This window comes from Anaerococcus sp. C0059F3, from assembly GCF_056590475.1.
Genome location: NZ_JBWPWE010000009.1, coordinates 66981 through 91228 on the forward strand (window position 1 = coordinate 66981; position 24248 = coordinate 91228).

Below are 24248 nucleotides of genomic sequence, written 5' to 3' on the forward strand. Positions count from 1 at the left end.
CCTTACCGCTTTTATAAATTTTCCCATAAGATTTGCTTACTTCTTTAGATAATCGTAGGCATAACGAGCTAAAAGTTCTGCCCCGTATTTCATTGCTCTTTCATCTGGATTGAAGTCTGTGGCGTGGTTTTGAGGGTATGTTGCCTTGTTTTCTGGGTCTCTGCCACCTATAAACATGTAGGTTCCATCCACACCTGGCACATCCTTGTAACCTGATAAATAAAAACCAAAGTCTTCAGAACCTGCTAGTTTCAAATCTGTTTGAACATTGTCTTCGCCAAAAATTTCCTTGGCAATTTTTACAGAAAGGTCTGTAGACTTTTCCTCATTGATTACAGCTCCAGCTCCCATATGGTAGTCAAATTCAGCACTTCCACCATAGATTTCTGCAGAAAGTTTGGCTGCTTTTTCTAATTCCTTTACCATAAAGTCAACCGACTCATTAGAAAAAGACCTAAAAGATCCATTGAGTTTAATATCAGCTGCCACTGCATTTGCTGCGGACCCGCCCTCTACAACTCCTAGATTCAACACAACTGGGTGGAAAACATTGTCGATTTTTCTCGCTTGGATTGCATAGGCAACATTTATGAAATTTGCAAGCATTAGCATGGCGTCATTTCCTTGATAAGGAGTAGATGAATGTGCAGAAGTTCCCTTAAATTTAACTGTAAAGAAGGTATTATTTGCCATCACCTCTCCATAACCAGTTGAGGCCTTTCCAAGATCCCAGCCTGTGTGAATGTGGATGGCAAAAGCTGAATCAACTCCCTTGGTATAACCTCCACTTACAACGGCCCTACCACCTTCGCCTGTTTCTTCACCAGGTTGGAAAATAATCCTAACCCTACCATTTAAGTCATCTTTTACTTTCAAAAGTGCTTTTGTAGCATTTAAAAGCATGGCAGCATGAATATCGTGGCCGCAAGCGTGGCTTAGGCCTTCGGTTTGGCTTTTAAAATCAAAATCATTTGTTTCCTTTATTGGTAGGGCATCTATGTCTGCCCTCAAAAGAACAGTCTTGCCCTTACTTTCTGGATTTATTTCAACCATAAGACCTGTAGGATCGATATCCACAGGAGAAAAGCCCAAAGCTTCCAGTTCTTTTTTGATAAAGGCAGTTGTCTTTACCTCTTTCATGGCAAGTTCAGGGTGGGCGTGCATGAATCTTCTATCTTCTATCATTTTTTCTTCATTAGCTAGTATTGCTTTTTTAATTATCTCTGTCAATTTTCTTCCTTCCTTATTATTATTTATTATACCCAACTGAAAAAAGACTCGGTTTTTATTAAGCTTTTGCTTAACCAAGTCTTTTTTCCTAATCAGCTTGTGGAGCTATTTTTAAATCCAAAAACAAATCATTATACAAAATAGTTGTTTCCTTGCCCAAATCTTTGAAAACTTCTAGTTTATCAATTATTTCATCATCAGGATAAAGAGTCTTATCCTGCCTTGCTTCCTCATCAATTAAATCCATTGCCTTCTTGTTTGGAGTTGCGTACCATACATAATCAGCATTTCTTGCAGCTATATCTGGCCTTAAAAAATAAGATATAAGAGCATAGGCCCCCTTACTATTCCTACTTGTCTTTGGAATTACCATTGTATCAAACCAAATATTTGAGCCTTCTTTTGGTATGTGGTAGGCTAGATTTTCATTCATATCTTGGGCCATTGCAGCCTCACCAGAGAAGGTAATTCCTATATCAGCCTCGCCTTGGCCCATATACATCCTGATTTCGTCAGCAAGTAAGGCCTTGACATTTGACATAAAGGGCACCAGGTCATTTTTGACTTCTCTTAGGATTTTTTCGTTCTTTTCATTAAGGCTGTAACCTTTCTTAAGTAAACCAATTCCAAGTGTTTCCCTTGCTCCATCAAAGGATAGGATTTCCCCTTCAAACTTAGGATCCCATAGATTTGCCCAAGAATCCACATCTGCCTCGCTATATTTTTCGGTGTTATAAATTATACCGAAAGTCCCCCAAAAATAAGGTATTGAATATTCATTGCCCGGATCATAGGACTGGTTTAAAAATCTCTGGTCAATATTATCGAGTCCCACAATTTTTGAATGGTCAAGCTTTTCTAAAAGTCCCTTATCACGCATTATTTCGACCGTATATTCTGATGGAAAAGCCAAGTCATAGTAGGTTTTTCCCTGCTCAATCTTTGCCATCATAGCCTCATTTGAGTCAAAAGTTTCGTAGATTACGTTGTAGCCAGTTTCCTCTTCAAAATCTTTTAAAACTTCAGGATCTACATAATTTCCCCAGTTATAAAAATATATGTCCTTGTCATTAGTCCCTGTAGAACTAGCATTTAGCCTTTCCTTACCTAAAACTAAAAGGATGGTTAGGGCCAAAATCCCTAGGACAAATTTATAAACCTTATTCATATTTCTTTGCCTCCCTTCTTTCTATAAAGTAATAGATAACTACCATGGCTAATGATATAGCAAAAATTATAGCAGATAGGGCGTTGATTTCAAGGGAAATTCCTGTTCTCACCCTAGAATAAATTTCTATAGAAAGGGTTGAAAAACCAGACCCTGTTACGAAAAATGTCACCGCAAAATCGTCTAGGGAATAAGTAAGCGCCATAAAAAAGCCCGCAAAAATCCCGCTTGCGATATTTGGCAAAATTATCTTATTTAAGATAGTCATATCATTTGCCCCCAAGTCTTCGGCAGCCCTTATCATATCTTCATTTAGGGCATAGAGCCTTGGAAGAACCATTAAAACTACAATAGGGATTGAAAATGCAATGTGGGCTAAAAGGACCGACATAAATCCCATAGGAATTTTTATTAACATGGAAAATAATATCAAGAAACTCGCTCCCATCATGATGTCCGGGAGGACCATCAAGACTGAATTTAAGCTTAAAATTTGTTTCTTAATTTTTTTGTTTTTTGTATAGTAAATCGAAACCGCACCTAAAGTGCCAATGACACTTGCAATCAAGGATGACAAAAGGGCTAAAATAAGCGTATTTAAAACTATATTTATGAGCCTCTTGTCAGAAAAAACTGCCAAATAGTGGTCCAGGGTGAAGGATTCGAAAGTATTCATATTGCCGCCGCTATTAAAGGAATAAAAAATCAAATATCCCAGAGGTAGGTACATGATTACAAAAACGAAAATCAAAAATAAATTTGATAATTTAGTCGATCTATTTTCCATTTACGTCCCCCCTCCTGTTCAAAAACGAAATCACTGCAAACATAATTCCAATAAGGACAAGACCGATAGTTGAGCCCATGCCCCAGTTTTGGGTCACTAGATAGTGCTGTTCGACTGCTGTTCCCAAGGTAATTATCTTATTGCCTCCGATTATCCTTGTGATTAAAAATAGGGATAGAGAAGGGATGAAAACCGCCTGAAAACCAGCTATAACTCCATCCATTGAAAGAGGCAAAATTATTTTTCTAAAGGTTTGAAACTTAGTCGCTCCCAAATCCTCACTTGCGATTATATATTCCCTTGGAATTGTATCTATAGACCTAAAAATCGGCAAGATCATAAAGGGAAGTTCTACATAAGATGCAACCAGTATAAAGGCTGGGTTTGTAAAAAGAAAACCTTGGCTTGCAAGTCCCAAAAGTCCTACGATTGTTCCGTTTTTGTTAAAAAGTCCAATAAAGGCATAGGCCTTAAGAACTAGGTTTATCCAGGTTGGCAAAATTACCAAGAGCAAAATCAAATCCTTGTGCTTGGCCTTGGTCAAAAAATATGAAAAAGGATAAGCCCACAAAAGTGTAAAGGAAGTGATTAAAAAGGCTGTCAAAAAGGAATTTAGGGTCATTATTATATAGTTTTTGTTGGAAAAATAGGCTATATAATTATCAAAGGTAAAATTGCCATAAATATCAAAAAATGACTGGTAGAGCAAAAGGAGGATTGGCGCAATTATAAAAACCAAAATCCAAATATAGTAAATAAAAGTTAATTTTTGGTATTTTTTAGCCATCGCTTTCTCCTGTCGCATATTTTTCGATTCTCTTATCGAAGGCCTCTTCACTTTCGTTGTAGCGCATAACGTGGATATTTTCAGGATCTATCTTGATTCCAATGTCATCTCCCTCTTCAAATCGCCTAGTTGTGTGGATTTTCCAAGAAAAATTTCTCTTATCAATTGCAATAAGTTCGTTAAAAACCCCACGAAAAAGGATGTTGTCAATATTTACAACAATGTCAGCACCTTGGGATGGGACAAGTTCTATATCTTCAGGCCTTATAACAACTTCTACCCTTTCGCCCTTAGCAATACCAGCGTCGGAACAGTCAAAGACCTTGCCCGCAAATTCTACCTTGTAGTCATCAACCATTTTCGCCTTTAGGATGTTGGATTCACCAATAAACTGGGCAACATAGCGGTTTATTGGTTCATCGTAGATGTCTTTTGGTGGTCCTTGTTGGACAATCTTTCCCTTATCCATAACAAAAATATGGTCGCTTAAAGCTAGGGCTTCTTCCTGGTCGTGGGTTACAAAAACGAAGGTAATCCCAAGCTCCCACTGTATATCTGAAAGAAGGACCTGCATAGATTTTCTTAATTTCATATCAAGGGCTGAAAGTGGCTCATCTAGGAGAAGTACGTCTGGTTTATTGACAATAGCGCGGGCAATTGCCACCCTCTGCTTTTGTCCGCCCGACATCTGGCTTACCTCACGCTTTTCAAAACCAGCTAGATTTACCATAGCAAGGGCTTTTTTAACTTCTTTTTGTATTATAGCCTTGTCAGTTTTTTTGATTTCAAGGCCAAATGCCACGTTGTCGTAAACATTCATGTGAGGAAAGAGCGAATAGTTTTGAAAAACTGTATTTACAGTCCTCTTACTTGCTGGCACATCTCCCACATTTTTCCCATTTATATAAACAGAGCCACTTGTCGGCTCCAAAAATCCTGCTATTAAATTTAAAATAGTAGTCTTGCCGCAACCAGATGGACCTAAAAGGGTATAAAATTTCCCCTTTTCAAGCTCTAGATCCACAGATTTTAGGACTTCTTCATCTCCAAAAAATTTGGAAACTCCTTCAAGAACCACCGAGTATTTTTCAAAATTTTTATCCATTTTCCAACCCCCAACATTTTCTCATTATAAAAAGTATACCGCTTTTTATGTCAATTATTAGAAGTATTTGTAAAACTTCTTAGACTTATTAATTTTTTTCGCCAAAAATGGGCAAAAAAATGTACCGGACCTTGGCCCAGTACATTTTCTATTCTTATTTATTATCTTCTTCGACTGTCTTTGCTGCAGTCCTACCTGATGCGATTATTTCAGTAATAGCATTACCGCCAAGCCTGTTACCGCCGTGGATACCGCCTGTGACTTCTCCTGCTGCATATAGACCAGTAATTGGTTTTCCATCCTTATCTAGGACTCTCCTATGGTCATCAACTTTGAGTCCGCCCATAGTGTGGTGGGTTGATGGAGCTAAAAATCTTACTCTGATTTTGCCAATCTTGTAAGTATCTGGCTTATATTTACCATTTTCGTCCTTTTCAGCTACTCCTATTAAGGACCTGTAAGATTCTTTAGAAACGTCTAAGTGATCAGTTTGACCCATTACATAAGAGTCATATTCCTTAATGGCATCTTCTATTTGTTTGCCTGTAAGGTCAATTTTTAGCTCTTTGAATAGGTCGTCAAGTTCGCTAATTTCTCTTACATATTGTCTTAAGTTTACATCTTCATCCTTATATGGATATGGTCCAGGAATTGGGCTTTCAACATTTCCTACTTCTACAAAGACACCCTTTGTGCCATTTATTTCTATACCATTTTCAAAGGCACCCTTAGATAAAACGTCACGTTCTGCAGATTCGTCTACATATCTCTTGCCAGTTTTTGGTGAGATATAAATTACATCTTCACCACCACCAAAGGCAAGGTTGCCGTCTTGGATCCAAGAAATTGGCATCATTTGTGTGAAGCCTTCGCCTGTAGTGTCTGCTCCAACTTCCTTACCCATTCTAATACCATCACCCATTAGGGAATTTCTGTTTGTTGTCTTTAAAGAACCTTCTAGAGCTTCTGGATCCCAGTATTCGTTGGTTTCCTTAACCATTTCAATGTTAGCAGCATAACCACCTGTTGCTAGGATTACTCCCTTGTTTGCCTTAAGTGTGAAAGGTGTTCCGTCAAAGAGCTCTCCTTCTACTCCAACTACCTTGCCATCTTCTTCGATAAGCTTTTTAGCATCTGCTCTTCTGTAGATTTTATTTTCCTTGTTTAATTCTTCAAATTTATGGATAGGTGCCCTAAAGTAGGTTGCCCATCTTCCTTCTTCCATTTGGCCGTCAATTTCTGAACCAATAAATTGGTTTTCTCTTTGCCACAAGCAACCGATTAGGGTTCTTTGGGTTGAATCATCAAATTTTGATCCCATTTCATTTAGCCATGGCTTGATTTCTTGGCCTTCTTTTATAAATTGGCTAACTAGTCCTTCATCTCCATAAACCCAAGCTGTTCTTTCGAAGTTTGGTCTAATTCCACCGTAGTAGGTTTGGAAAATGTGGAGGTTTATAGTTGAGAAAAGAGTTAGGTCGGTTTCTTGTTTACCAGCTTCTAGTTGTGGTTTAGCCCAGTCAAGATAAGCCTTGATTTCTTCTTTTAAGGCCTTCAATACTGGGAGGTATTCTTCATGAACTCCTCTTTTTGAAAGAGCTTCAATATCGCCAATTACAAATTCTTCCCCATCGGAAAGTTTTTCGTCAAATGGCTCTTCTGACCAATTGTAAATGGTCTCTAGGGTGTGAATCCTACCATTATCTGATTTTACTTTTTCAAATTTTTCGCCATTGTGTTCGCCTTCTGTAGCGTCAGGATCTTCCTTATCCCAAACTAAATAAGGCATTACTGATTGGTATTGACCGCCTGAAACAAGAGTGTTTCCGCCAATTTCCACGTTCTTTTCAACAATTGCAACCTTATTGCCAGCTTGGGCTGCTTCTACTGCTGCAGAAACACCAGCACCACCAGCACCTACAACTACCACATCATAAGTTTCTTCGATGGCTTCTTGTGGTTTTACTTCGATAGTGTTTTTCTTAAATCCGTCAAGGTCAGAAACTTCCGCCTCTTCTGCAGCCTTGTTAATTGCTGATTTAAAGGCAGCTGAAGTGATTGTAGCCCCTGATACATTGTCAACTCCAGTACCATTTGCAGCAATTACGTCTGCTTTTACAATATCAAAGGCAGGTGTACCTACATGGTCTGTTTCAACATTTTCCACTACTTCAATATCTTCAATCTTATTTTCGCTAAATTTAACAGAGACCTTCATTGGTCCATTATAGCCAGGAGATTCTGCCTCATATGTACCTGGCTTGAAGGTTAATTCTGTAGTTTGAGCTTTTTCGCCCTCTTCCTTTCCTTCTTCTTTTCCTTCTTCAGCCTTATCTTCTACCTTCGCTTCTTCTTTAGGCTCTTCTTTTTTATCAGCCTCCTTTTGGCAAGCGGTGATAGAAAGACCAGCGATTAGCATAATCGCCAAGAGTTTCGATTTTTTCATATATCCTCCTAATAATATTTATGAATATTTTAATTATCAAACGTTTTCATATTTGTCTGAGAAATCTCAAATATCCACCTGTTCCTTATGATTAGAGTATAACACAAAAATGTATGGGCTGTATAAAATATTATTAACATTTTCAAAAATTTTCCTAAAAAAATACTGGCCACTTGGACCAGTATAATTTATGCTTCAATTCCGTATCTATCATCTAAATATACATCGGATAATCTTGCCATAAGGACAATGCTTGTTATTACCATTATAATTGCAAAGGCTAGAATAAAGATGCCAATTAAGCCCATAACAATTAATTCATTTTTTAATAAAATAAGGGATGCCATTAGGGCAAAAAATATTAAAATTGGTATGCCCATCCATTTTAAACCTAATAAAAGAGTTTTCTTAAAAAGTCTCTTACCTAGACTAAAAATCTTGCCGATTATTTCCATAACCCCATCTTCTGTATCATAATGATCTGCAAGATAAAAGTTTGAGTAAGCAAAAAACATTGCAATAACTAAAAATATTATTAATAAAACAATAGGCAATACAATCGCACCTATGGCAAAGACTGAACTATTACTTGGGCTTGCTACGGCTGAAAATACACCAATAGCTCCACTTGCTGCAAAAGCGTATTGGACGATAGCCTGGGCAACAGAAATAATAAATCCTACTGTAAGTACCTTAGCATTTAAGTAATTTACTTGATTTAGGTAGTCACCAATTGATCCCATCCTATTTCTGATAAGACCACTTGATATAGAGAAGGTAAATACAAAGGCAATAATCCCTGTAATTAAATCCCCCACAAATTCTAGGATAAAATTATCATCACCAAGGGCTGTAATAAGTCTATATAATAAGTAGTTTGTAAGCCCAACTATAATCATTATCCAAAGTATAGATGAAAACCTATATTCTCTCTTCATATAATTCTCCATTTTTTAAAAATTTGTCACTTTATAATAATTTACCACATTTAATAATTATTTACCATAAAAACTTATAATTGGGTATTAATCTACTGAGGTGATATAATGATAAAAGTAAGAATGAATCTTGAAAAATCCAGGGCTGAGGCCCTTGATGACGAAAAAGTAATAGGTCTTTGTGATTACAAAATAAAGGGAGATTTCCTTGATGTTTACCACACAGAGGTGGACAAGGCATACGGCGGCAAGGGACTTGCAGGAAAACTCCTAGACCAAGTAGTAGACTTTGCAAGAGCTGAAAATAAGAAAATATATCCAACCTGCTCCTACGTCCTAAAGAAATTTGACGGAGACGAGTCTTATAAGGATATCGATGCAAGATAAGGTCTGACCCAGCTATTGTTGGGTCATTTTCTTTGTGAATAATTTGCCTTATCTAGCTATAAGGATTTATAGGTGGTATTATAAGTGTAGTTAACAAGGGAGGTGAAAAATGGAAATTTCAAATAAACATAGGTTCAGAAAAGAGGGAATCTTGTCTGTTTCCCTAATCTTGGCAGTAAACGCCATCATTAGCGGAGCTTTGATTTTTATCAAGGATGACCTTGGCATAAGCCTAGCAAGCGCAGAATTTCTGGTAAGCCTTCCGTCAATTACAACCATTATCGCAATCCTTTTAAGCGAACCAATCAGCCAAAAGATAGGCATCAAAAAATGTGTAAGCTTGGGGCTTTTTTTAGTTGGCACTTCTGCTTTTTTGCCAATTTTCATTAGGACCTACCCAAGTGTTTTCATCTCAAGGCTCATACTTGGTTTTGGAGTCGGACTTTATAACGGACATGCTGCAAGTCTTATAAATATTTTCTACAAAGGCGACGAGGCGGCAAGCCTTCATGGAATTAGAAATTCCTTTGAATACATAGGACTAATGCTTCTTTTATTTATAGCAGGCCTTATTATAAAAATATCCTGGCACTATGTATTTTTAACCTACACCTTTGCCTTTCTGATTTTAATAATTTTTAATCTCACAGTCGAAGATGTAGTCCACCCAAAAACCCTAGCCGAAGAGAAATTTAAAATCACCCTCCAAACTATCTTCTTTATGGTCTTTGCTGGAGTAATTTTGATGGACACAACAGCTGTCACAGTCAGGTTTTCAACCATAGCCACAGCAAATCTAGGACCTAATGCCAACATCAACATGCTAACCATGGTTATCCCAATTTTTGGAATGACAACAGGGTTTTTCTTTGGCAAAATAAATAGGAGATTAAGGTCAAAAACCATTTTGCTAGGCCTCCTTCTTTATATATTTAAAAATATTACCCTCGCCATATTTGGCCAAAACCTTTATATTTACATGATCGGCATGGCCCTAACAGCTATCTCCCAAAGTCTGTGCTTCCCATATATCTTTGCGGAAGTAGCAAGAGTTACTAGGTCCTCTTCTTCAAGGATTGTAAATAACCTAATCTTTGTAGGATCTAATATCGGAGGATTTTTGGCATCAAGCTTTTTAAGTATCATAACTCTAATATTTAACCTAAAGAGCCCAACCACAGCCTTCATGGGCTTTTCAGTCCTATATTTAGGATTTTTCGCAGTTTACTTCTACGAATACCTAAGCGTTAGGGCCTACAGGCAAAAATAAAAATCTCGGAAATAATCCGAGCTCAGGCTGTAGACAAAGTAGATGAAAAACATAAATTCATCTACTTTGTCTATGGTATAAACGTTTAAATTAAAGCAGCGGTGAGAATAAATATACTAGAGATTAAAGAAGTTATGATACATAAAAATGAAAAAAATATATACTCATCAATTAAATCCTAGAATAATAAATAATTACAAAAATCAGCCCTAGTATAACTTAGGCTGATTTTTTATTATAATTTTCAAAAAATATTTATACAATTATCTGTTAAACTTATATTCCATCGAGTTTGCAATTCTTACTAAAAGCAGCATTACTGGTACCTCTACCAAAACTCCTACCACTGTTGCAAGGGTTGCACCAGATGATAGGCCAAATAGTGAAATAGCTACAGCTACAGCTAATTCAAAGAAGTTAGATGCTCCTATCATGCCACATGGAGCAGCTAAAGAATAAGGCAATTTTGCAAGATATGCCATACCAAAGGTTATGCCGAATATAAACAGGGTTTGAAATATAAGTGGTACTGCTATAAGAGCAATATCTAGAGGTTGATTGATAATATTCATCCCTTGGAATGAAAATATAATTATTAAGGTGAGTAAGAGCCCTACCATAGTATATTTATCAAAAGATAGGACAAATACATTATTTAAGTAATCTTCACCCTTATTATTTATCACATACCTTCTAGTAATGATGCTTAGGATAAGGGGAGCTACTATAAATAGTAGGATTGATAAGAGTAAGGTCCCCCAAGGTATATTGATATTTCCCCTCTTTAGTAAAAAGCTTACTATTGGTATATAGGCAATTAATATAATCAAATCATTACTAGCCACTTGAACAAGGGTATAGGCACTATCCCCTCTTGTTAGTTTACTCCATACAAAAACCATGGCTGTACATGGAGCTGCCCCTAATAAAACCGCTCCTGCTAGATATTCTGATGCTAGATCTCCGCTAATGATATTTTTGTAAATACCAAAGAAAAATAATCTAGCTATTAGGTACATAGTAAAGGGTTTGACAATCCAGTTGGTAAACCATGTTATAAACAGTCCCTTAGGATTGTCTTTAATATTTTTTATACTATTAAAATCAATCTTTAACATCATAGGGTAAATCATAATCCATAAAAGTATGGTTGTTGGTATGGATACATTGTAAAACTCAAACTCTCCTAGAGTCTCTGGAATAGCAGGTATGAAGCGTCCAATTAGGACACCTATAACCATGCATATCAGGACCCAAAATGTAAGATTTCTTTCAAAAAAGCTTATATCTTGTTGTTTTTTCAAGCTTTTACCTCCTCATCTATTTCTCGGATTAAATCCTTTAATTTTCTTTCAATTTCATCTATTACTTTAATAAAGTCTTCATCAGACTTACCACTAGGGTCTTCTATCCCCCAGTCATACTTTTTGTGCTTAAATGGAAGTATTGGGCAGACTACATTGCAACCCATAGAGATGACATAGTCAACTTCAGGTAGGTCATCTATGAGCTTGGAATACTGGTCAGTTTCCATATCTATCCCGTGTATTTCTTTCATAAGTCTTACTGCATCTTGATTTATTCTACTAACAAGTTCAGTTCCTGCTGAGTAAAAATCTATCTCTTCTCCTGCAAATTTCTTGCCAAGGGCCTCAGCTATCTGAGACCTGCAAGAATTGTGAACGCATATAAATGCAACTTTTGTTTTTTCTGTCATATCTACCTACTTAATTAATTTATCCAGATTAGATCCCTTAATCTCATCACTTGACCATGGGATTATTGTGAAGTTTCCATCTGTGCGTTTATCAACCTTATTTATCCATTCTAGCTCACTATTAGCCTTTGCTTGTAGGGTCTTGTTAGTAGAGCCAGTCTTATATATGGATGAATTTATAATCCACCACTTGCTATAAATTCCCGCTCTTTTTAGGTCTTCTTCAAGTCTTACAGACTCATAGAAAGGAGTAGGTTCAGCAAGGGTTACAATTAGGACTTCAGTTTCATCACTATTTTTTAGTCTAGGTAGAAGTTTTTTTGCTGACTCTGGGACATTGCCTTGGTTTTTTTCTATCTCTGTGTTATAGCTTTCTGTAGAATCTAGAAGCAGTAGTGTATGGCCTGTTGGAGCTGTATCTATGACAACAACTTCACTATCTGCCCTATCAACTATATCTGCAAAGGCTCTAAATACAGCAATCTCTTGGGTACATGGTGATCTTAGGTCTTCTTTTATATATTCCAAGTCATCATCAGACATGGTTTTTTTAGCGTTTTCTAAAACTTCTTCTTGGTATTTTTTAAGCTCTTCTTCTTCATCTATATGGCTTATAGTTAATAAGTCATCTTCTTCAAGCATACCAGTCAGATGGTTGGCTGGATCAGTTGTAGTTAGGTGGACTTTTTGCCCCTTACCTGTAAGTCCCTTGGCGATAGCAGATGCTAATGTGGTCTTTCCTACACCACCTTTACCCATAGTAAAGATAACTTTTTTCTTATTTTTATATAAATCATCTATCACATCTTTTAGGCTTGTGCTTTCATTTATACTAAGCTTAACATCACTAGTATAGTCCTTATCCTCAATTAATAGTGATCTTAGGTTTTCGATACTATTTAAGTTATATCCCCTAAGTGGGATAAAGAAAGTTTTAAGTTCCTTAATACCTTCTGGCATCATATCTAAAGATTCTTTTTGTTTTTTATAAAAAGCTTCTGAAACTTCATCATCATAGGAACTTAAGAGACCATTTATGATAAGAATTTGATTGTTAATGCCTAATTCTGATAGTTCATGAGAGGCCCTATTTGCTTCAAGAAGAGGAGTTTCCTCTGGTCTTGCAACTAATACTAGGCTTGTAAGTTTGCCATCAGCTAAGGTATCTACAGCAAACTTGTATGTTTCTTTCTCATCTTCTAGACCTGATAATTGACCTAGGCAGGAAGCCCCGTGGGTGGATTCGCTGATAAAGTTAGACCAAGCAGAAGGAAGCTGGAGCATCCTAAGAGTATGGCCTGTTGGTGCAGTATCAAATATTATATAATCATATGAATCTTTAAGGTCTGAATCAGTTATAAACTTAGAAAATTCATTAAAGGCAGCTATCTCAACAGTACAAGATCCAGATAATTGCTCTTCCATATTTTCTATTACACTATCAGGTAACTGTCCTCTGTAGGGACCAACTACACTTTCCTTATACTCATTGGCAGCATCTATAGGATCTAGGTTTATAACAGTAAGCCCATCCACACCTTCTATCCTCACGCCCTTATTATCAAGGTCAGCGTCAAAGACATCCTGAAGGTTTGAAGCAGGGTCGGTACTTATTAATAGGACTTCATTACCCATATCAGCTAGACTTATAGCGCTGGCACAAGCAGTAGAAGTCTTTCCGACTCCTCCCTTGCCTGTAAAAAATAAGTATTTGGTTAAGTCAATTTCCTTAATATCAAATTGTTTCATTTAAATTCACTTCCTTTTTTATTGCTATTAGCAGCAACCACTGCCACAACAGCAAGATCCTCCATCACTATTTGTATCTTCTTTGGCATCATCAGATAAAAATAACATTTCATAAAACTCTTCATTGCTAGGATACCTACCTGTAATAACAACTTCATCATTAACCATTACAACTGGTAAGATATCTTCACCCTTTTCCCTTAAGAGATTATTGATAGTTTTGTTTTCTACAAACTCCTTAGTATTGTTAGTTAAGTTATATCTTTCAATACTAGCTCCACTTTTAGTTAGCTTATCAACTAGGCTAGACACTCTCATCAATTCCTCATCAGGGCTTGGTCCACATACACCTGTTGAGCAACACATAGCACCTTCATATATATACATCTTCTTCATAAAATCCTCCCTTAATTTAAGATTATCCTATATGTAAAAATACATATAGATATATTTAAATATTTCTATGTGTTTGGTGAAAAAATATTTGCCAGGATTTTACTCCTTGCAAATACAATCATCTTGGATATGAAATATAAGTCTAAGGCTATCCTCAATCTCATCTAAACTATCCTTATCTAAAGAGTAATAGGTATTCTTACCCTCTTTCCAGCTAGTCACAAGACCAACTTCTTCAAGCTTTCTCATATCATGAGATAAGGTAGGCTGACTAATATTGAATTTTTCAAGTATCTCACAAGCACAAAGCTGATCACAAGATAAGATATCAATAATCCTAAGCCTCTTAGGATCAGAAATCACCTTAAGCTTTTTAGATATATTTTCATAATCAACGCTCATAATCCACCTCATATAGAAATATTTCTATATGTTATGGTACCGGTGGATTTGGTGATGTCAAACAGTTTTTTAAGTTAATGGAGATTTTGTTTATATAATCAGTAAAATAACTAATCTTAAATTGATTAAAGACAAAGGATTCTCTTAGATTTTAGTCCAATTGATAACAAAATAGCACTCTCAAAAAAATATTTTCTAATAAAAAATAGGCACTTTTATACCTTGACTGTCAGACTGTAGACAATGTATAGACCCGTTAGTATTATAAAACTTCATATCCCACAATACATCTTCAACAAAGAATATGAGATAAACAAGAAAAGAAGTCGGAGTAAAACTAGTTTATCCTTGGTTCTTTTGACTCGACTTTTTCTATAAAGTCCCTTACATCTCAACCTTTGGAAAACAAAGAATCTTTCTATCTTAAAGAATATAAATATAACAAAAATAGAGGCAATATCCTTCCATTTACCGAAGGATTTGCATCACCATTTGAAAAATTAATATATTTGAGAATAAATATAGAAAAAGCGTCGATAAACCCAATTTATTAATGGGTTATCGACGCTCTGATCTCGGAAATTATACTAGATTTCTCTTTTTTTATCTTTATCTTATAAAAATATTCAAATCCAATTCATAAGAAAGAATCTTGAGTAATTCCATGCCCCTTACGGAGTTGCCTGTTTTATCAAGCCTTGGTGAATAAACTGCTATACCGCAAAGGCCAGGTACTATGCCCAAAATTGCTCCGCTTACTCCTGATTTTGATGGGATGCCTACGTCCATTAGGTAGCGACCAGACCTTTCGTACATTCCACATGAAGACATTTGGCTAACTATGATAGAAACTATTGATTCTGGGATCAAATCCCTTGTTTCATATAGGCCAAAGCCCTTGTTGGCAAGGACTGCCCCAAAATGGGAAAGGTCCACTACATTTGTTCCGATTGAGCAAGATCTAATATAAAGGTCCAAAATCTCATTTGGATCTTCGTCAAAAATATCCTTTGATTTTAAATAATAGGCTATGGCCTTATTCCTGTCAGATGTTTCCATCTCTGACTTATAAATATCTTTCATAAGCTTTGCCTTATCGCTCCCTGAAATCATCTTATAAAAATCAAGTATCCTCTTGAATTTATCTTCCGCGTCCCTTCCCCTTATCATGGAAGATGTTGTGATAGCACCCGCATTTATAAAAGGATTTGCTGGTTTATCTGTAATTGGCACAAGGGAATTAAATTCAAACTTGGTTGGCTCGCTGCCTACCTTAGAATAAACTTCGCTTATTGTATTATCATGGAGGGCAACAAGGAGATCTAAGATTTTAGAAATCGACTGGATAGAAAATTCCTTGTCCACTTCCCCATAGCTATAGGTATCTCCGGTTGTAGATGTGATAGCAAGTGCAAAAGTCTCAGGGCCCACATTCAATAATTCCGGTATATAAGAAGCCACTTCCCCTTTGCCAATAAATTTTTCACTCTTTACAATTGATTGCCTAATTCTCCTATCAATTTCATTTCTATCAAAAAACATAAAGTCACTCTCCTAAATATTATCACTTACTATTATCCTACTCTAATTTTTAACCAACATTAAGAAGTTCAGATTATTAATATGATAGCTTCTTATCTGCCTTGTTCATATCAATGACTAAATCAAACTTATCTATATAATCACCTATATCATGGCTGACATAAATAAAGGTTAAGTCTTCGTCATTTAAAAGGTAATTTAATATTTCATCTCTCAAATCTTTTTGTACTTGGTTTAGACCCTCGTCAATAACTAGGATTTCCTTATCCCTTATAAGGGCCCTTAATAAGGCAATTCTTTGTTTTTCTCCTCCTGATAGGGTCTGGGAAGTTTTGTCTGTTTTCGATATTTGATCATAACGAACCAAGTCAAAATACTCTTTAAAATCATTAAAATCTATCGAAGAATAAAGGGCAATATTATCTTCAAGACTCATATTAAAAATATATTGATTTTGGCCAATTATTGAAAAATAATGGTTAAGATAATCATAACCTAATTCTTTTAACCTATAGCCATTAAGATATAGGTCTCCATCATAATCTTTAATATTGCCTGTCAAAATTCTCAAAAGTGTAGATTTTCCACTAGCATTATTTCCTTTTATCAAAACTTTATCAGCCTTATTTATTTTAATATCTCTTAAATTTATATCTAAATTATCAGGATAAGAAAATTTAAGCCTATCAATTTTAATATATTCGAAATCTTCAGTTTTATCTAATTTCCTTATTTCTTTGGCTTTTTCAACTTCTTTACCATATCTTTTTTCTATAATCTTATAGGCAGCCCTTCCAGAATTTAGAGTGTTTATAGAAGTAATCAACCTAATTAAAGGGCTTATAATTATATCAGAAAATTGTATAGCAGCTATAAACGCTCCAACAGTCATCTTGCCCTTATATATAGATAAAGATCCATAAGTAATAAGAATAAACAAACCTAAATAGGAAATAAGGCCTATAATTATCTCTAGGCCACTTTCAAGCTTTCCTAATTTCATCTCTGACCATAAATTTTTGCCCAGACTCTCCTTTACTTTTTTCTTGAAAGAAGAAGTTGCCAGCATATTTCTTATTACGTTTATTCCTAAAGTATAATCTAAAACCTTGCTATTAAAAAATTTGTTAGCTTCGATGTTACTAGTCTTGTAATCTTCAATTTTAGCCTTAAAAAAATAAGGTATTAATAAGGTCAGTATATTGGGTATTAGAATTAATACAATAAGAACAAAGTCTAAATTAATTATGGCATAGCTATAGACAAAAATATTAATCAAAAGAATTATTATATCTAATTTATTAACATAATAATCATTTATAAAATCTTCAATATTGGTATTAATATCAACATTTATACTTGCTAGATAGTCGTGATTTTTAACTAATGATTCGTCCTCTTCCACATAGTCAATAATTTGAGATATCATCAACTTTTTCATATTAATTTGCAAATTTATCAATGATATTTTTATCCCATATTCAAAGACAATAATTCCTATGATGGATATGCCGTATAAAATAATATATGTTTTTGTTGTTGAAAAATTTTTATAATTATCAATTATATTTTTTAGAAAATATGGCTGAATAGCCGATGCAATCCCTAAAAAGATTGATAAAAATATATATGTAAATGAAATAAGTTCAGTTTTTCTATTTTTATAAGTCATAATTCCTCTGTTTGCCTATTTATAAATTATTATAAAGGTTTTCTAATTCCCATATAATTTTATAATAGGGTAAATTTATTTAACTACTTCTATTAATGTACTTTATGAGGATAAATGACACAATATTGGGTATAAATTATAAGAAATAAATCATGAAAGGAGCTTTTTATGAGAATTATAGATATATTAGAAAATGAGGCTTGGATTAGGTCTTATCCATATATAGACGACTTTATAAAATCAGACTATTTTGAGATCTTGAAGGATTCTTACCAAAGATTAAATAGGGATATACTTTTTGATTCCCATATTCACGGCCAAGACCACATTGAAAGAGTTATATTCTTTGCCCATTTGTTGGCCTTCCATTATAAACTTGACCAGAGGGATACTGATGTTCTTAGAAATGCAGCTAGTCTTCACGATACAAAAAGGGTGAACGATGGTTGGGATACAGAACACGGTCACAGGGCCGCCTTAGAATCAATTTCTTATTCCTATGCAGATAAGGCTGACGATAATGTAATCCAAGCTGTTATTGCTGCCCATTCTACAGATGATAAGATAATGGATGAGACAATTAGGGAATTTATAAAAGATGGTGATGATTTTGAAAGGACAAAGAGACTTGCCAAGCTTTTTAAGGATGCAGATGGGCTTGATAGGGTGAGGATTAACCACCTTGACCCTGCTTATTTGAGAAATGACTTCTCAAAGGACTTGGTTGACTTTGCCTATGATCTATATGACCGCTTTTAGCTATTGACTTTTTATACAAAAAATTATAAAATTGTAGTGTATAAGGAGATTTATATGCTAAAAAGACAAAAAGCATATCTCGCTTCTATATTTTTAGGCTTGGGCCTCTTATTTCCAAAGACCGCCCTTGCGGATTCTGTAATGATTAATAAGGAAGTCGCCGATTCTTCAAACTTCTACACAGAAGAAAATGGCGAGCTTAGTCCAAGTGCAAGTATCGATACTACAGACCTTTATAATATGGTTAGCGAGGATGATTTTTATTATAAAATAGAATATCAGGGCAAAATTGGCTATGTTGAAAAAAATCATTTCTACAAGCTAAACCACACCAGCCTTGTCAGGGATGCGAATATAAAAAAAGATCCTTCTGATGATGCTGATGACCTCACTTCCTACCAGCTTAAAAAAGGAACTAAGGTTACCATCCTTGAATTTATAAATGTAGATGATTTTGTAAAAGTTTCCTATGAACAAAATCGCTTTGACAATAAATTTATAAACCTAGCTGATAGGGTGACTAAGGCCAAGAAGGGGTTTGTAGAAACCCTAACACTAGACCCAGTCCCTGTTGAAACTATTGGAAGAAATGATATAAGTACTGTTACCGTTGACGATGAAGTAGCAAACTCAGAAGAAAAAATTGGTTACATACATTTTAAGGACCTAGCCCTTTCTTACAGGGACCAAGAAACCATTGACAAGTTTTATAACTATTACAATGCCCTAAATGCTTCAAGAACCTACAGGCAAACTCCAGTCTTTGACCAAGGTCCAGTCTACAACCTAATTCCTGGCCAGACCTACGAAGCAACTAGTGATTTACCAGAAATAACTGTCCACATGACAGGATCTCAAACAGGTATTGACCTATATTCTTATGCAGTTCAATTTTTGGGCAATCCTTATGTTTTCGGTGGCGAAGACCTTTATAACGGCATTGACTGCTCAGGCTTTACCATGAGAGTTTACCAAACAATAGGAATTGGCCTTCCACACTTTGCTCAAAGCCAGCAAAGATATGGTATAGAAGTGCCATTTGGCCAAGAAAAGGCCGGAGACTTGGTATTCTTTGGAACAAGTCTTTATAACATAACCCACGTTGGTATAGCTGATGGCTACGGCAACATGGTCCACGCCTCATCTCCAAGGACAGGTATAATCATAAGCCCAATCAGAAACCCAATCTCAATAAAAAGAATAGTAAATTAAAAAAATTGCTGAACGAGGGAATTTCCCGCGTCAGCAATTTTTTATTTCTTATTGATTGTTTGAATTGTCAGCTTCTTTGTTAAAGACGCTAATTATTGAATTAAAAACATCTTTTAGGAAGTTTATGAACTTATCTAAGAGGCCTGAGTCTTTGGCATCTTTAGCGATTTTTTCAAAATTTTCCTTATTATCTTTTGCAAATTTATTTATAGAATCCTTGTTATCTTCATAAAATTTACCAGCCTTGCCACCAATATCTTTGGCAAGCTTGAAAAGATTGTCTTTTACTTCCTTGCTATCTATTGCAGAAGTATTTTGATAAGAAGAAAAATAATTTACCAAGACATTGATATTATTTTCTGAAAGGACCTTGTCCATGTCTACATTTTTAAGGGCATTTATTACATAGGTTCCTATTTGTTCTTCTGAAGCAGTCTCACCATTTTTTTCCTTATAATCAGCTAAGTTTTGCTTAACTTCAATCACAGCTGCATCTAGTTTTTTGCTATCAAATTGAGGATTGTCTTCATTTTCCTTTGAGACTTCTATCACTGTCTTTAACTCATCTTGGGCAGTTTTTGTCCTTTCTGGATCAAGATTTTCTCCATGGAGCTCCTCTGATTTATAAACCCCAACAAGGGCTGATTCACCAGTAACAGGTTTTGGGCTTGCAACGCAAATTTCCGCATCGGTAATACCTGCAGTGATGGCTGCATTTGTGTATTGGGCTTCGGTGATTTGGTTGATATTACCAGGAGTCTTGATCATAACCCTGATACCAGAACCTTTTTCAAGCCTTTTTACAACTATAGATGAAATCATATTGTAATCATCAGTTCCATAGCCAAGATATTTTTTTAGATCAGCACCGTTTACAGTGCCAACATTTAATTCTCTAGCATCAATTCCAACAGCATTATCGACAATATTTCTTTGTTGGTCATTTAAGGCCACACCGTAAATTACATCGTCCTTATTTTTATCAAAACCTGCCGCAAGGGCAAGATTTGATAAAACAAGCGAAAAGCCTATAACAAGGCCAAATATTCTCTTTTTCATTTATTTTAGTCCTTCTATTTTTTCTACAATTGGATTTAACAATTCATTGTTAATCTCAGTTGCCATCCCTTGATCGATTTTAGATGCAATACTTGGGTCGATTGGGAGTTTGACAAGTGTATCAACATTGTATTTTTTCGCTACTTCTTCTATATTTGACTTGCCAAAAATTTCGTGTTTGCTGCCACAATCTGGACATTCATAATAAGACATATTTTCAACTATGCCTAAGATGTTTTTGCCCATCATCTTGGCCATCTTTAATGATTTTTCTACAACCATTTCAACAAGTCCCTGAGGAGTTGCCACAGCTACTACCCCATCGATTGGAAGGGATTGGAAGACTGTAAGAGGCACGTCTGCTGTTCCTGGAGGCATATCTACAACCATGTAGTCGATTTTTCCCCAATCAACATCTGTATAAAATTGCTTGATAACCCCTGTCACAATTGATGCCCTCCAAACAACTGGATCTGTTTTTTTAGGCAAAATCATGTTGGTTGAGATAAGCTTAATTCCATTATCAGCCACAGCTGGACTCATAATTCCCTCAGCTGTCCCCCTAACTGCTTCGTCAATACCAAAGGCTTCGGCAATTGATGGGCCTGTGATGTCTGCATCAAGAAGTCCCACTTCGTAGCCCTTGTTCTTAAGGCTTACTGCAAGTTGGCTTGCCACAGAAGACTTGCCTACTCCTCCCTTACCACTCATAACAGCGATAATTTTGCCGATTTGAGTTCCTGGTTGGGTATTTATTTTAAATTTATCAAAATTCATTTTTTTATTTTCCATTTCATCTCCTAGTTAATTTTATTTTAAAAAGAAAAAAGCATAGTAACTATGCTCTCTTAATTATATGATATTTAGCTTAAATTTCCATTAAAATTTTTGTAAGCTTTGGAGTTTTCTTCTTTGGCAAAGTCATAAAATTTCATTATTTTTAATAATTTACCAAAATAACTTGACAAGAATTTAATTGAGGTGTAAACTTATCCTAACGACGAAGATAAGAAGAGTAACTAAAGATACTGATTCAAGAGAGTCCCGGTTGGTGTGAGGGGATATCAAAGACTTTAGCGAATAAAGACTTGGAGTCTTCTCGGGGATTTGATCCGGGAACGAGTTTTGCACGTTATAGCAAAGGAGTATGATTGTACTTTTAGAGGTGTGTTTTGTGAAAAATACATAAATTAAGGTGGTAACGCGATTTTCGCCCTTATTATCCAGAAATGGATAGTAAGGGCTTTTTTAAATCTACAATCAAATAAATTTATGAAAGGAATATTATGAAAAGACTTGTTAATTTCTTACTTGCAATTATTCTCTTATTCCCAATAGGAAATTCTTATGCAAGCGAAGACGTACTTAGGGTTGGTATGGAGGTTAACTACGCTCCTTACAACTTCTCAGAGACAGATGATTCAAACGGAGGCGTACCTGTAGCTAATTCACCAGGTGAATTTGCCAACGGCTACGATGTAAGATTTGCAAAAAATATTGCAGATAAACTTGGTAAAAAACTTGAAATCTACAAAATCGAATGGGACGGCCTTATCCCTGCCCTAACCAGCGGCAAGATTGATGCCATCCTTGCAGGTATGAGCCCAACAGACGAAAGGCGCCAGCAAATCGACTTTTCCCTTCCATATTACAGGGCAAAGATGGTTGTGGTTGTGCCAAAAGATTCAAAACATATAAACGCAAAGTCAATCAACGATTTTAAGGGAGCAAAGATAACAGGCCAGCTTGGTACCTTCCACGCTGACATGGTTGATCAAATGGAGGGAGTTATCAAACAAGAACCAATGGATTCCTTCCCAACCATGATTGCTGCTACAAATGCAGGCACAATCGATGGTTACGTTTCAGAAGAAGCCGGCGCTGAATCAGCCATTTCTTCAAACCCAAACCTAACATATATTAAATTTGATGACGAGCATAATTTTAAGACTTCAGATTCTGATACAACAATAGCAGTAGGTCTTGTAAAAGGCTCACCGATGACAGAAGAAATCAACAATTACCTCAAAGACCTTGATATTGACAAGGTCCAAGATGAAATTATGACCGAGATGGTAGAAATTACTACAAAGGACGAAGCTCCAAAGACCTTCCTTACAGAAGTTAAGGAAATCTGGGGCAAGTATTCTTCCCTCTTCCTAAAGGGTGTTGTAAATACACTTTTCATTGCGATTTTATCAACCATCCTAGGTTTTATAATCGGTCTACTTGTTGCAATAATAAGAAGAATAGATGTAAACAAAAGAACAAATCCTATTGGATATTACTTCCATAGACTTGTAAATGTATTGCTTTCAGTCTATGTTGAAGTCTTTAGGGGTACACCAATGATGGTTCAATCCGTAATCATCTTCTACGGCCTAAAACAATATTTCGACATCGACCTATCAACAATATTTGCAGCGATTTTAATCGTATCAATCAACACCGGTGCCTACCTATCAGAAGTAGTCCGTGGTGGTATCAATGCGGTAGACAGCGGACAATTTGAGGCTTGCAAGGCCATTGGTCTTACAAACTGGCAGGCAATGACTGGTATTATCCTTCCTCAAACCATTAGAACCATCCTTCCATCTCTTGGAAATGAGTTTGTAATTAACATCAAGGATACATCAGTTCTTAACGTAATCTCTGTTACAGAATTATTCTTCATGTCTAAATCTGTTGCAGGATCAACCTACCAATATTTCCCAACCTACCTAATCACAGCAGTGATTTACCTAGTCTTAACCTTCACCATCACTAGGATCCTACTCCTACTTGAAAGAAGGTTTAACGATAGGGACTTTATATTAGAATCATCAACAGGAGCGATAAATGTCAATACTCAAGGTAAATAATTTAGAAAAAAAATTCGGCGATAACCTAGTCTTAAAAGACATTAATATGGAAGTTGAAAAGGGCGAAGTAGTTACAATCATAGGCTCATCAGGTTCTGGTAAGTCTACACTTCTTCGCTGCCTAAACCTTTTAGAAGAACCAACAAGTGGCGAAATTATCTATGAGGGCGAAAATATCCTAGACCATTCCTTTGACAGGAGAAAATACAGGTCCAAGGTGGGCATGGTTTTCCAAAACTTTAACCTCTTTGCCAACAAGAATATCCTAGAAAATTGTATGGTTGGCCAAGAAAAAGTTTTAGGAAAATCCAAAGAAGAAGCCAAGGCCACAGCCATAAAATATCTGGAATCTGTAGGCATGGCCCAATACGTAAATGCCAAACCAAGCCAAATTTCAGGCGGTCAACAGCAAAGGGTGGCTATAGCTCGTGCCCTTTGTATGAATCCAGATGTCCTACTCTTTGACGAGCCAACAAGCGCTCTTGACCCAGAGACAGTTGGAGAGGTTCTTGAAGTTATGACCAAACTTGCCAAGTCTGGTATGACCATGGTTGTCGTAACCCACGAGATGGACTTTGCAAGAGATGTCTCAGATAGGGTACTTTTCATGGATAAGGGTATAATCCTAGAAAGCAGTTCTGCCAAAGAAATGTTTGAAAACCCTAAACATGAAAGGACACAAGAATTCTTAAAGAGATTCTTAAACAACTAATGATAATAAATTTTAAAAATATTTGGTTCTCAAATGACCCTAGACAAAA

At 35.8% G+C, this 24248-nt stretch carries 22 protein-coding genes and 1 other annotated feature; of the genes, 6 read left to right on the plus strand and 16 right to left on the minus strand.

The window, feature by feature from the left end:
- Positions 1-36: 36 nt before the first annotated feature.
- From AC1EJ5_RS07065 to AC1EJ5_RS07095, 7 genes are all read right to left on the minus strand, one after another.
- Complete coding sequence (locus AC1EJ5_RS07065) at positions 37-1230, minus strand: M20 metallopeptidase family protein (protein ID WP_479815397.1); 1194 nt, start codon at positions 1228-1230, stop codon at positions 37-39.
- Positions 1231-1318: 88 nt separating this feature from the next.
- Positions 1319-2398, minus strand: a complete 1080-nt coding sequence (locus tag AC1EJ5_RS07070) for an ABC transporter substrate-binding protein (RefSeq protein ID WP_479815399.1) — start codon at positions 2396-2398, stop codon at positions 1319-1321.
- Positions 2391-3185, minus strand: coding sequence for an ABC transporter permease (locus tag AC1EJ5_RS07075; RefSeq protein WP_479815401.1), 795 nt, complete (start codon positions 3183-3185; stop codon positions 2391-2393). The genes AC1EJ5_RS07070 and AC1EJ5_RS07075 overlap by 8 nt, the downstream gene beginning before the upstream one ends.
- Positions 3175-3972: an ABC transporter permease gene (locus AC1EJ5_RS07080; RefSeq protein ID WP_479815403.1), complete on the minus strand. Its 798-nt coding sequence runs from the start codon at positions 3970-3972 to the stop codon at positions 3175-3177. Before AC1EJ5_RS07080 ends, AC1EJ5_RS07075 begins: the two co-directional genes overlap by 11 nt.
- Positions 3965-5077, minus strand: coding sequence for an ABC transporter ATP-binding protein (locus AC1EJ5_RS07085; protein WP_479815405.1), 1113 nt, complete (start codon positions 5075-5077; stop codon positions 3965-3967). The genes AC1EJ5_RS07080 and AC1EJ5_RS07085 overlap by 8 nt, the downstream gene beginning before the upstream one ends.
- 154 nt (positions 5078-5231) lie before the next feature.
- The gene (locus AC1EJ5_RS07090) at positions 5232-7523 is read right to left on the minus strand and encodes an FAD-dependent oxidoreductase (RefSeq protein WP_479815407.1); all 2292 of its coding nucleotides are present in this window, start codon (positions 7521-7523) and stop codon (positions 5232-5234) included.
- A 188-nt stretch (positions 7524-7711) separates the two neighbouring features.
- A complete protein-coding gene (locus AC1EJ5_RS07095; protein WP_479815409.1) occupies positions 7712-8461 on the minus strand; it encodes a hypothetical protein in 750 nt (249 codons plus the stop codon).
- Between the two features lie 108 nt (positions 8462-8569).
- Here AC1EJ5_RS07095 and AC1EJ5_RS07100 point away from each other — a divergent pair, with 108 nt between their 5' ends.
- The gene (locus AC1EJ5_RS07100; protein WP_479815411.1) at positions 8570-8848 is read left to right on the plus strand and encodes a GNAT family N-acetyltransferase; all 279 of its coding nucleotides are present in this window, start codon (positions 8570-8572) and stop codon (positions 8846-8848) included.
- Between the two features lie 109 nt (positions 8849-8957).
- On the plus strand, positions 8958-10118 hold the full coding sequence (locus tag AC1EJ5_RS07105) for an MFS transporter (RefSeq protein WP_479815413.1): 1161 nt from the start codon (positions 8958-8960) through the stop codon (positions 10116-10118).
- A gap of 263 nt (positions 10119-10381) precedes the next feature.
- Here the strand turns inward: AC1EJ5_RS07105 and arsB are convergent, their stop codons facing one another.
- From arsB to AC1EJ5_RS07140, 7 genes are all read right to left on the minus strand, one after another.
- A complete protein-coding gene (gene arsB / locus AC1EJ5_RS07110; protein WP_479815415.1) occupies positions 10382-11422 on the minus strand; it encodes an ACR3 family arsenite efflux transporter in 1041 nt (346 codons plus the stop codon).
- Positions 11419-11835, minus strand: coding sequence for an arsenate reductase ArsC (locus tag AC1EJ5_RS07115; protein ID WP_479815417.1), 417 nt, complete (start codon positions 11833-11835; stop codon positions 11419-11421). The genes arsB and AC1EJ5_RS07115 overlap by 4 nt, the downstream gene beginning before the upstream one ends.
- A gap of 6 nt (positions 11836-11841) precedes the next feature.
- On the minus strand, positions 11842-13584 hold the full coding sequence (gene arsA, locus AC1EJ5_RS07120; protein ID WP_479815419.1) for an arsenical pump-driving ATPase: 1743 nt from the start codon (positions 13582-13584) through the stop codon (positions 11842-11844).
- 27 nt (positions 13585-13611) lie between these two features.
- Entirely contained in the window at positions 13612-13980 is a 369-nt protein-coding gene (gene arsD / locus AC1EJ5_RS07125) for an arsenite efflux transporter metallochaperone ArsD (protein WP_479815421.1), read from the minus strand.
- 99 nt (positions 13981-14079) lie between these two features.
- Complete coding sequence (locus tag AC1EJ5_RS07130) at positions 14080-14382, minus strand: ArsR/SmtB family transcription factor (RefSeq protein ID WP_308749222.1); 303 nt, start codon at positions 14380-14382, stop codon at positions 14080-14082.
- A 609-nt stretch (positions 14383-14991) separates the two neighbouring features.
- Positions 14992-15924, minus strand: a complete 933-nt coding sequence (gene glsA / locus AC1EJ5_RS07135; RefSeq protein ID WP_479815423.1) for a glutaminase A — start codon at positions 15922-15924, stop codon at positions 14992-14994.
- A gap of 76 nt (positions 15925-16000) precedes the next feature.
- Positions 16001-17596: an ATP-binding cassette domain-containing protein gene (locus AC1EJ5_RS07140; RefSeq protein ID WP_479815425.1), complete on the minus strand. Its 1596-nt coding sequence runs from the start codon at positions 17594-17596 to the stop codon at positions 16001-16003.
- A gap of 168 nt (positions 17597-17764) precedes the next feature.
- On the opposite strand from AC1EJ5_RS07140, the gene AC1EJ5_RS07145 reads away from it, so the two are divergent.
- Both AC1EJ5_RS07145 and AC1EJ5_RS07150 read left to right on the plus strand, forming a co-directional pair.
- A complete protein-coding gene (locus AC1EJ5_RS07145; RefSeq protein WP_479815427.1) occupies positions 17765-18355 on the plus strand; it encodes an HD domain-containing protein in 591 nt (196 codons plus the stop codon).
- Positions 18356-18409: 54 nt separating this feature from the next.
- Positions 18410-19567, plus strand: coding sequence for a C40 family peptidase (locus tag AC1EJ5_RS07150; RefSeq protein ID WP_479815429.1), 1158 nt, complete (start codon positions 18410-18412; stop codon positions 19565-19567).
- A gap of 48 nt (positions 19568-19615) precedes the next feature.
- Here AC1EJ5_RS07150 and AC1EJ5_RS07155 read toward each other — a convergent pair whose 3' ends face one another.
- The gene (locus tag AC1EJ5_RS07155; protein WP_223417864.1) at positions 19616-20626 is read right to left on the minus strand and encodes a DUF1002 domain-containing protein; all 1011 of its coding nucleotides are present in this window, start codon (positions 20624-20626) and stop codon (positions 19616-19618) included.
- Positions 20627-21418 carry a P-loop NTPase gene (locus AC1EJ5_RS07160; RefSeq protein WP_317847234.1) on the minus strand — a complete coding sequence of 264 codons (792 nt, stop codon included), beginning with the start codon at positions 21416-21418 and terminating at the stop codon, positions 20627-20629.
- 202 nt (positions 21419-21620) lie between these two features.
- Positions 21621-21847: a binding site (T-box leader), on the plus strand.
- Between the two features lie 65 nt (positions 21848-21912).
- Here AC1EJ5_RS07160 and AC1EJ5_RS07165 point away from each other — a divergent pair.
- Both AC1EJ5_RS07165 and AC1EJ5_RS07170 read left to right on the plus strand, forming a co-directional pair.
- Positions 21913-23487: an ABC transporter substrate-binding protein/permease gene (locus AC1EJ5_RS07165; protein WP_223417865.1), complete on the plus strand. Its 1575-nt coding sequence runs from the start codon at positions 21913-21915 to the stop codon at positions 23485-23487.
- Complete coding sequence (locus AC1EJ5_RS07170) at positions 23465-24199, plus strand: amino acid ABC transporter ATP-binding protein (protein WP_263285012.1); 735 nt, start codon at positions 23465-23467, stop codon at positions 24197-24199. The genes AC1EJ5_RS07165 and AC1EJ5_RS07170 overlap by 23 nt, the downstream gene beginning before the upstream one ends.
- Positions 24200-24248 lie beyond the last annotated feature (49 nt).

Excerpts from the sequence above, each read along its gene's own strand:
- AC1EJ5_RS07160 (WP_317847234.1), bottom strand. The coding sequence starts at position 21,418 with ATGGAAAATAAAAAAATGAATTTTGATAAATTTAAAATAAATACCCAA.
- AC1EJ5_RS07145 (WP_479815427.1), top strand. The coding sequence starts at position 17,765 with ATGAGAATTATAGATATATTAGAAAATGAGGCTTGGATTAGGTCTTAT.
- AC1EJ5_RS07080 (WP_479815403.1), bottom strand. The coding sequence starts at position 3,972 with ATGGCTAAAAAATACCAAAAATTAACTTTTATTTACTATATTTGGATT.
- AC1EJ5_RS07100 (WP_479815411.1), top strand. The coding sequence starts at position 8,570 with ATGATAAAAGTAAGAATGAATCTTGAAAAATCCAGGGCTGAGGCCCTT.
- AC1EJ5_RS07090 (WP_479815407.1), bottom strand. The coding sequence starts at position 7,523 with ATGAAAAAATCGAAACTCTTGGCGATTATGCTAATCGCTGGTCTTTCT.
- arsA (WP_479815419.1), bottom strand. The coding sequence starts at position 13,584 with ATGAAACAATTTGATATTAAGGAAATTGACTTAACCAAATACTTATTT.
- AC1EJ5_RS07095 (WP_479815409.1), bottom strand. The coding sequence starts at position 8,461 with ATGAAGAGAGAATATAGGTTTTCATCTATACTTTGGATAATGATTATA.
- AC1EJ5_RS07170 (WP_263285012.1), top strand. The coding sequence starts at position 23,465 with ATGTCAATACTCAAGGTAAATAATTTAGAAAAAAAATTCGGCGATAAC.
- AC1EJ5_RS07130 (WP_308749222.1), bottom strand. The coding sequence starts at position 14,382 with ATGAGCGTTGATTATGAAAATATATCTAAAAAGCTTAAGGTGATTTCT.
- glsA (WP_479815423.1), bottom strand. The coding sequence starts at position 15,924 with ATGTTTTTTGATAGAAATGAAATTGATAGGAGAATTAGGCAATCAATT.
- AC1EJ5_RS07140 (WP_479815425.1), bottom strand. The coding sequence starts at position 17,596 with ATGACTTATAAAAATAGAAAAACTGAACTTATTTCATTTACATATATA.
- AC1EJ5_RS07105 (WP_479815413.1), top strand. The coding sequence starts at position 8,958 with ATGGAAATTTCAAATAAACATAGGTTCAGAAAAGAGGGAATCTTGTCT.
- AC1EJ5_RS07165 (WP_223417865.1), top strand. The coding sequence starts at position 21,913 with ATGAAAAGACTTGTTAATTTCTTACTTGCAATTATTCTCTTATTCCCA.
- arsD (WP_479815421.1), bottom strand. The coding sequence starts at position 13,980 with ATGAAGAAGATGTATATATATGAAGGTGCTATGTGTTGCTCAACAGGT.
- AC1EJ5_RS07150 (WP_479815429.1), top strand. The coding sequence starts at position 18,410 with ATGCTAAAAAGACAAAAAGCATATCTCGCTTCTATATTTTTAGGCTTG.
- AC1EJ5_RS07075 (WP_479815401.1), bottom strand. The coding sequence starts at position 3,185 with ATGGAAAATAGATCGACTAAATTATCAAATTTATTTTTGATTTTCGTT.
- AC1EJ5_RS07070 (WP_479815399.1), bottom strand. The coding sequence starts at position 2,398 with ATGAATAAGGTTTATAAATTTGTCCTAGGGATTTTGGCCCTAACCATC.
- AC1EJ5_RS07115 (WP_479815417.1), bottom strand. The coding sequence starts at position 11,835 with ATGACAGAAAAAACAAAAGTTGCATTTATATGCGTTCACAATTCTTGC.
- AC1EJ5_RS07155 (WP_223417864.1), bottom strand. The coding sequence starts at position 20,626 with ATGAAAAAGAGAATATTTGGCCTTGTTATAGGCTTTTCGCTTGTTTTA.
- AC1EJ5_RS07085 (WP_479815405.1), bottom strand. The coding sequence starts at position 5,077 with ATGGATAAAAATTTTGAAAAATACTCGGTGGTTCTTGAAGGAGTTTCC.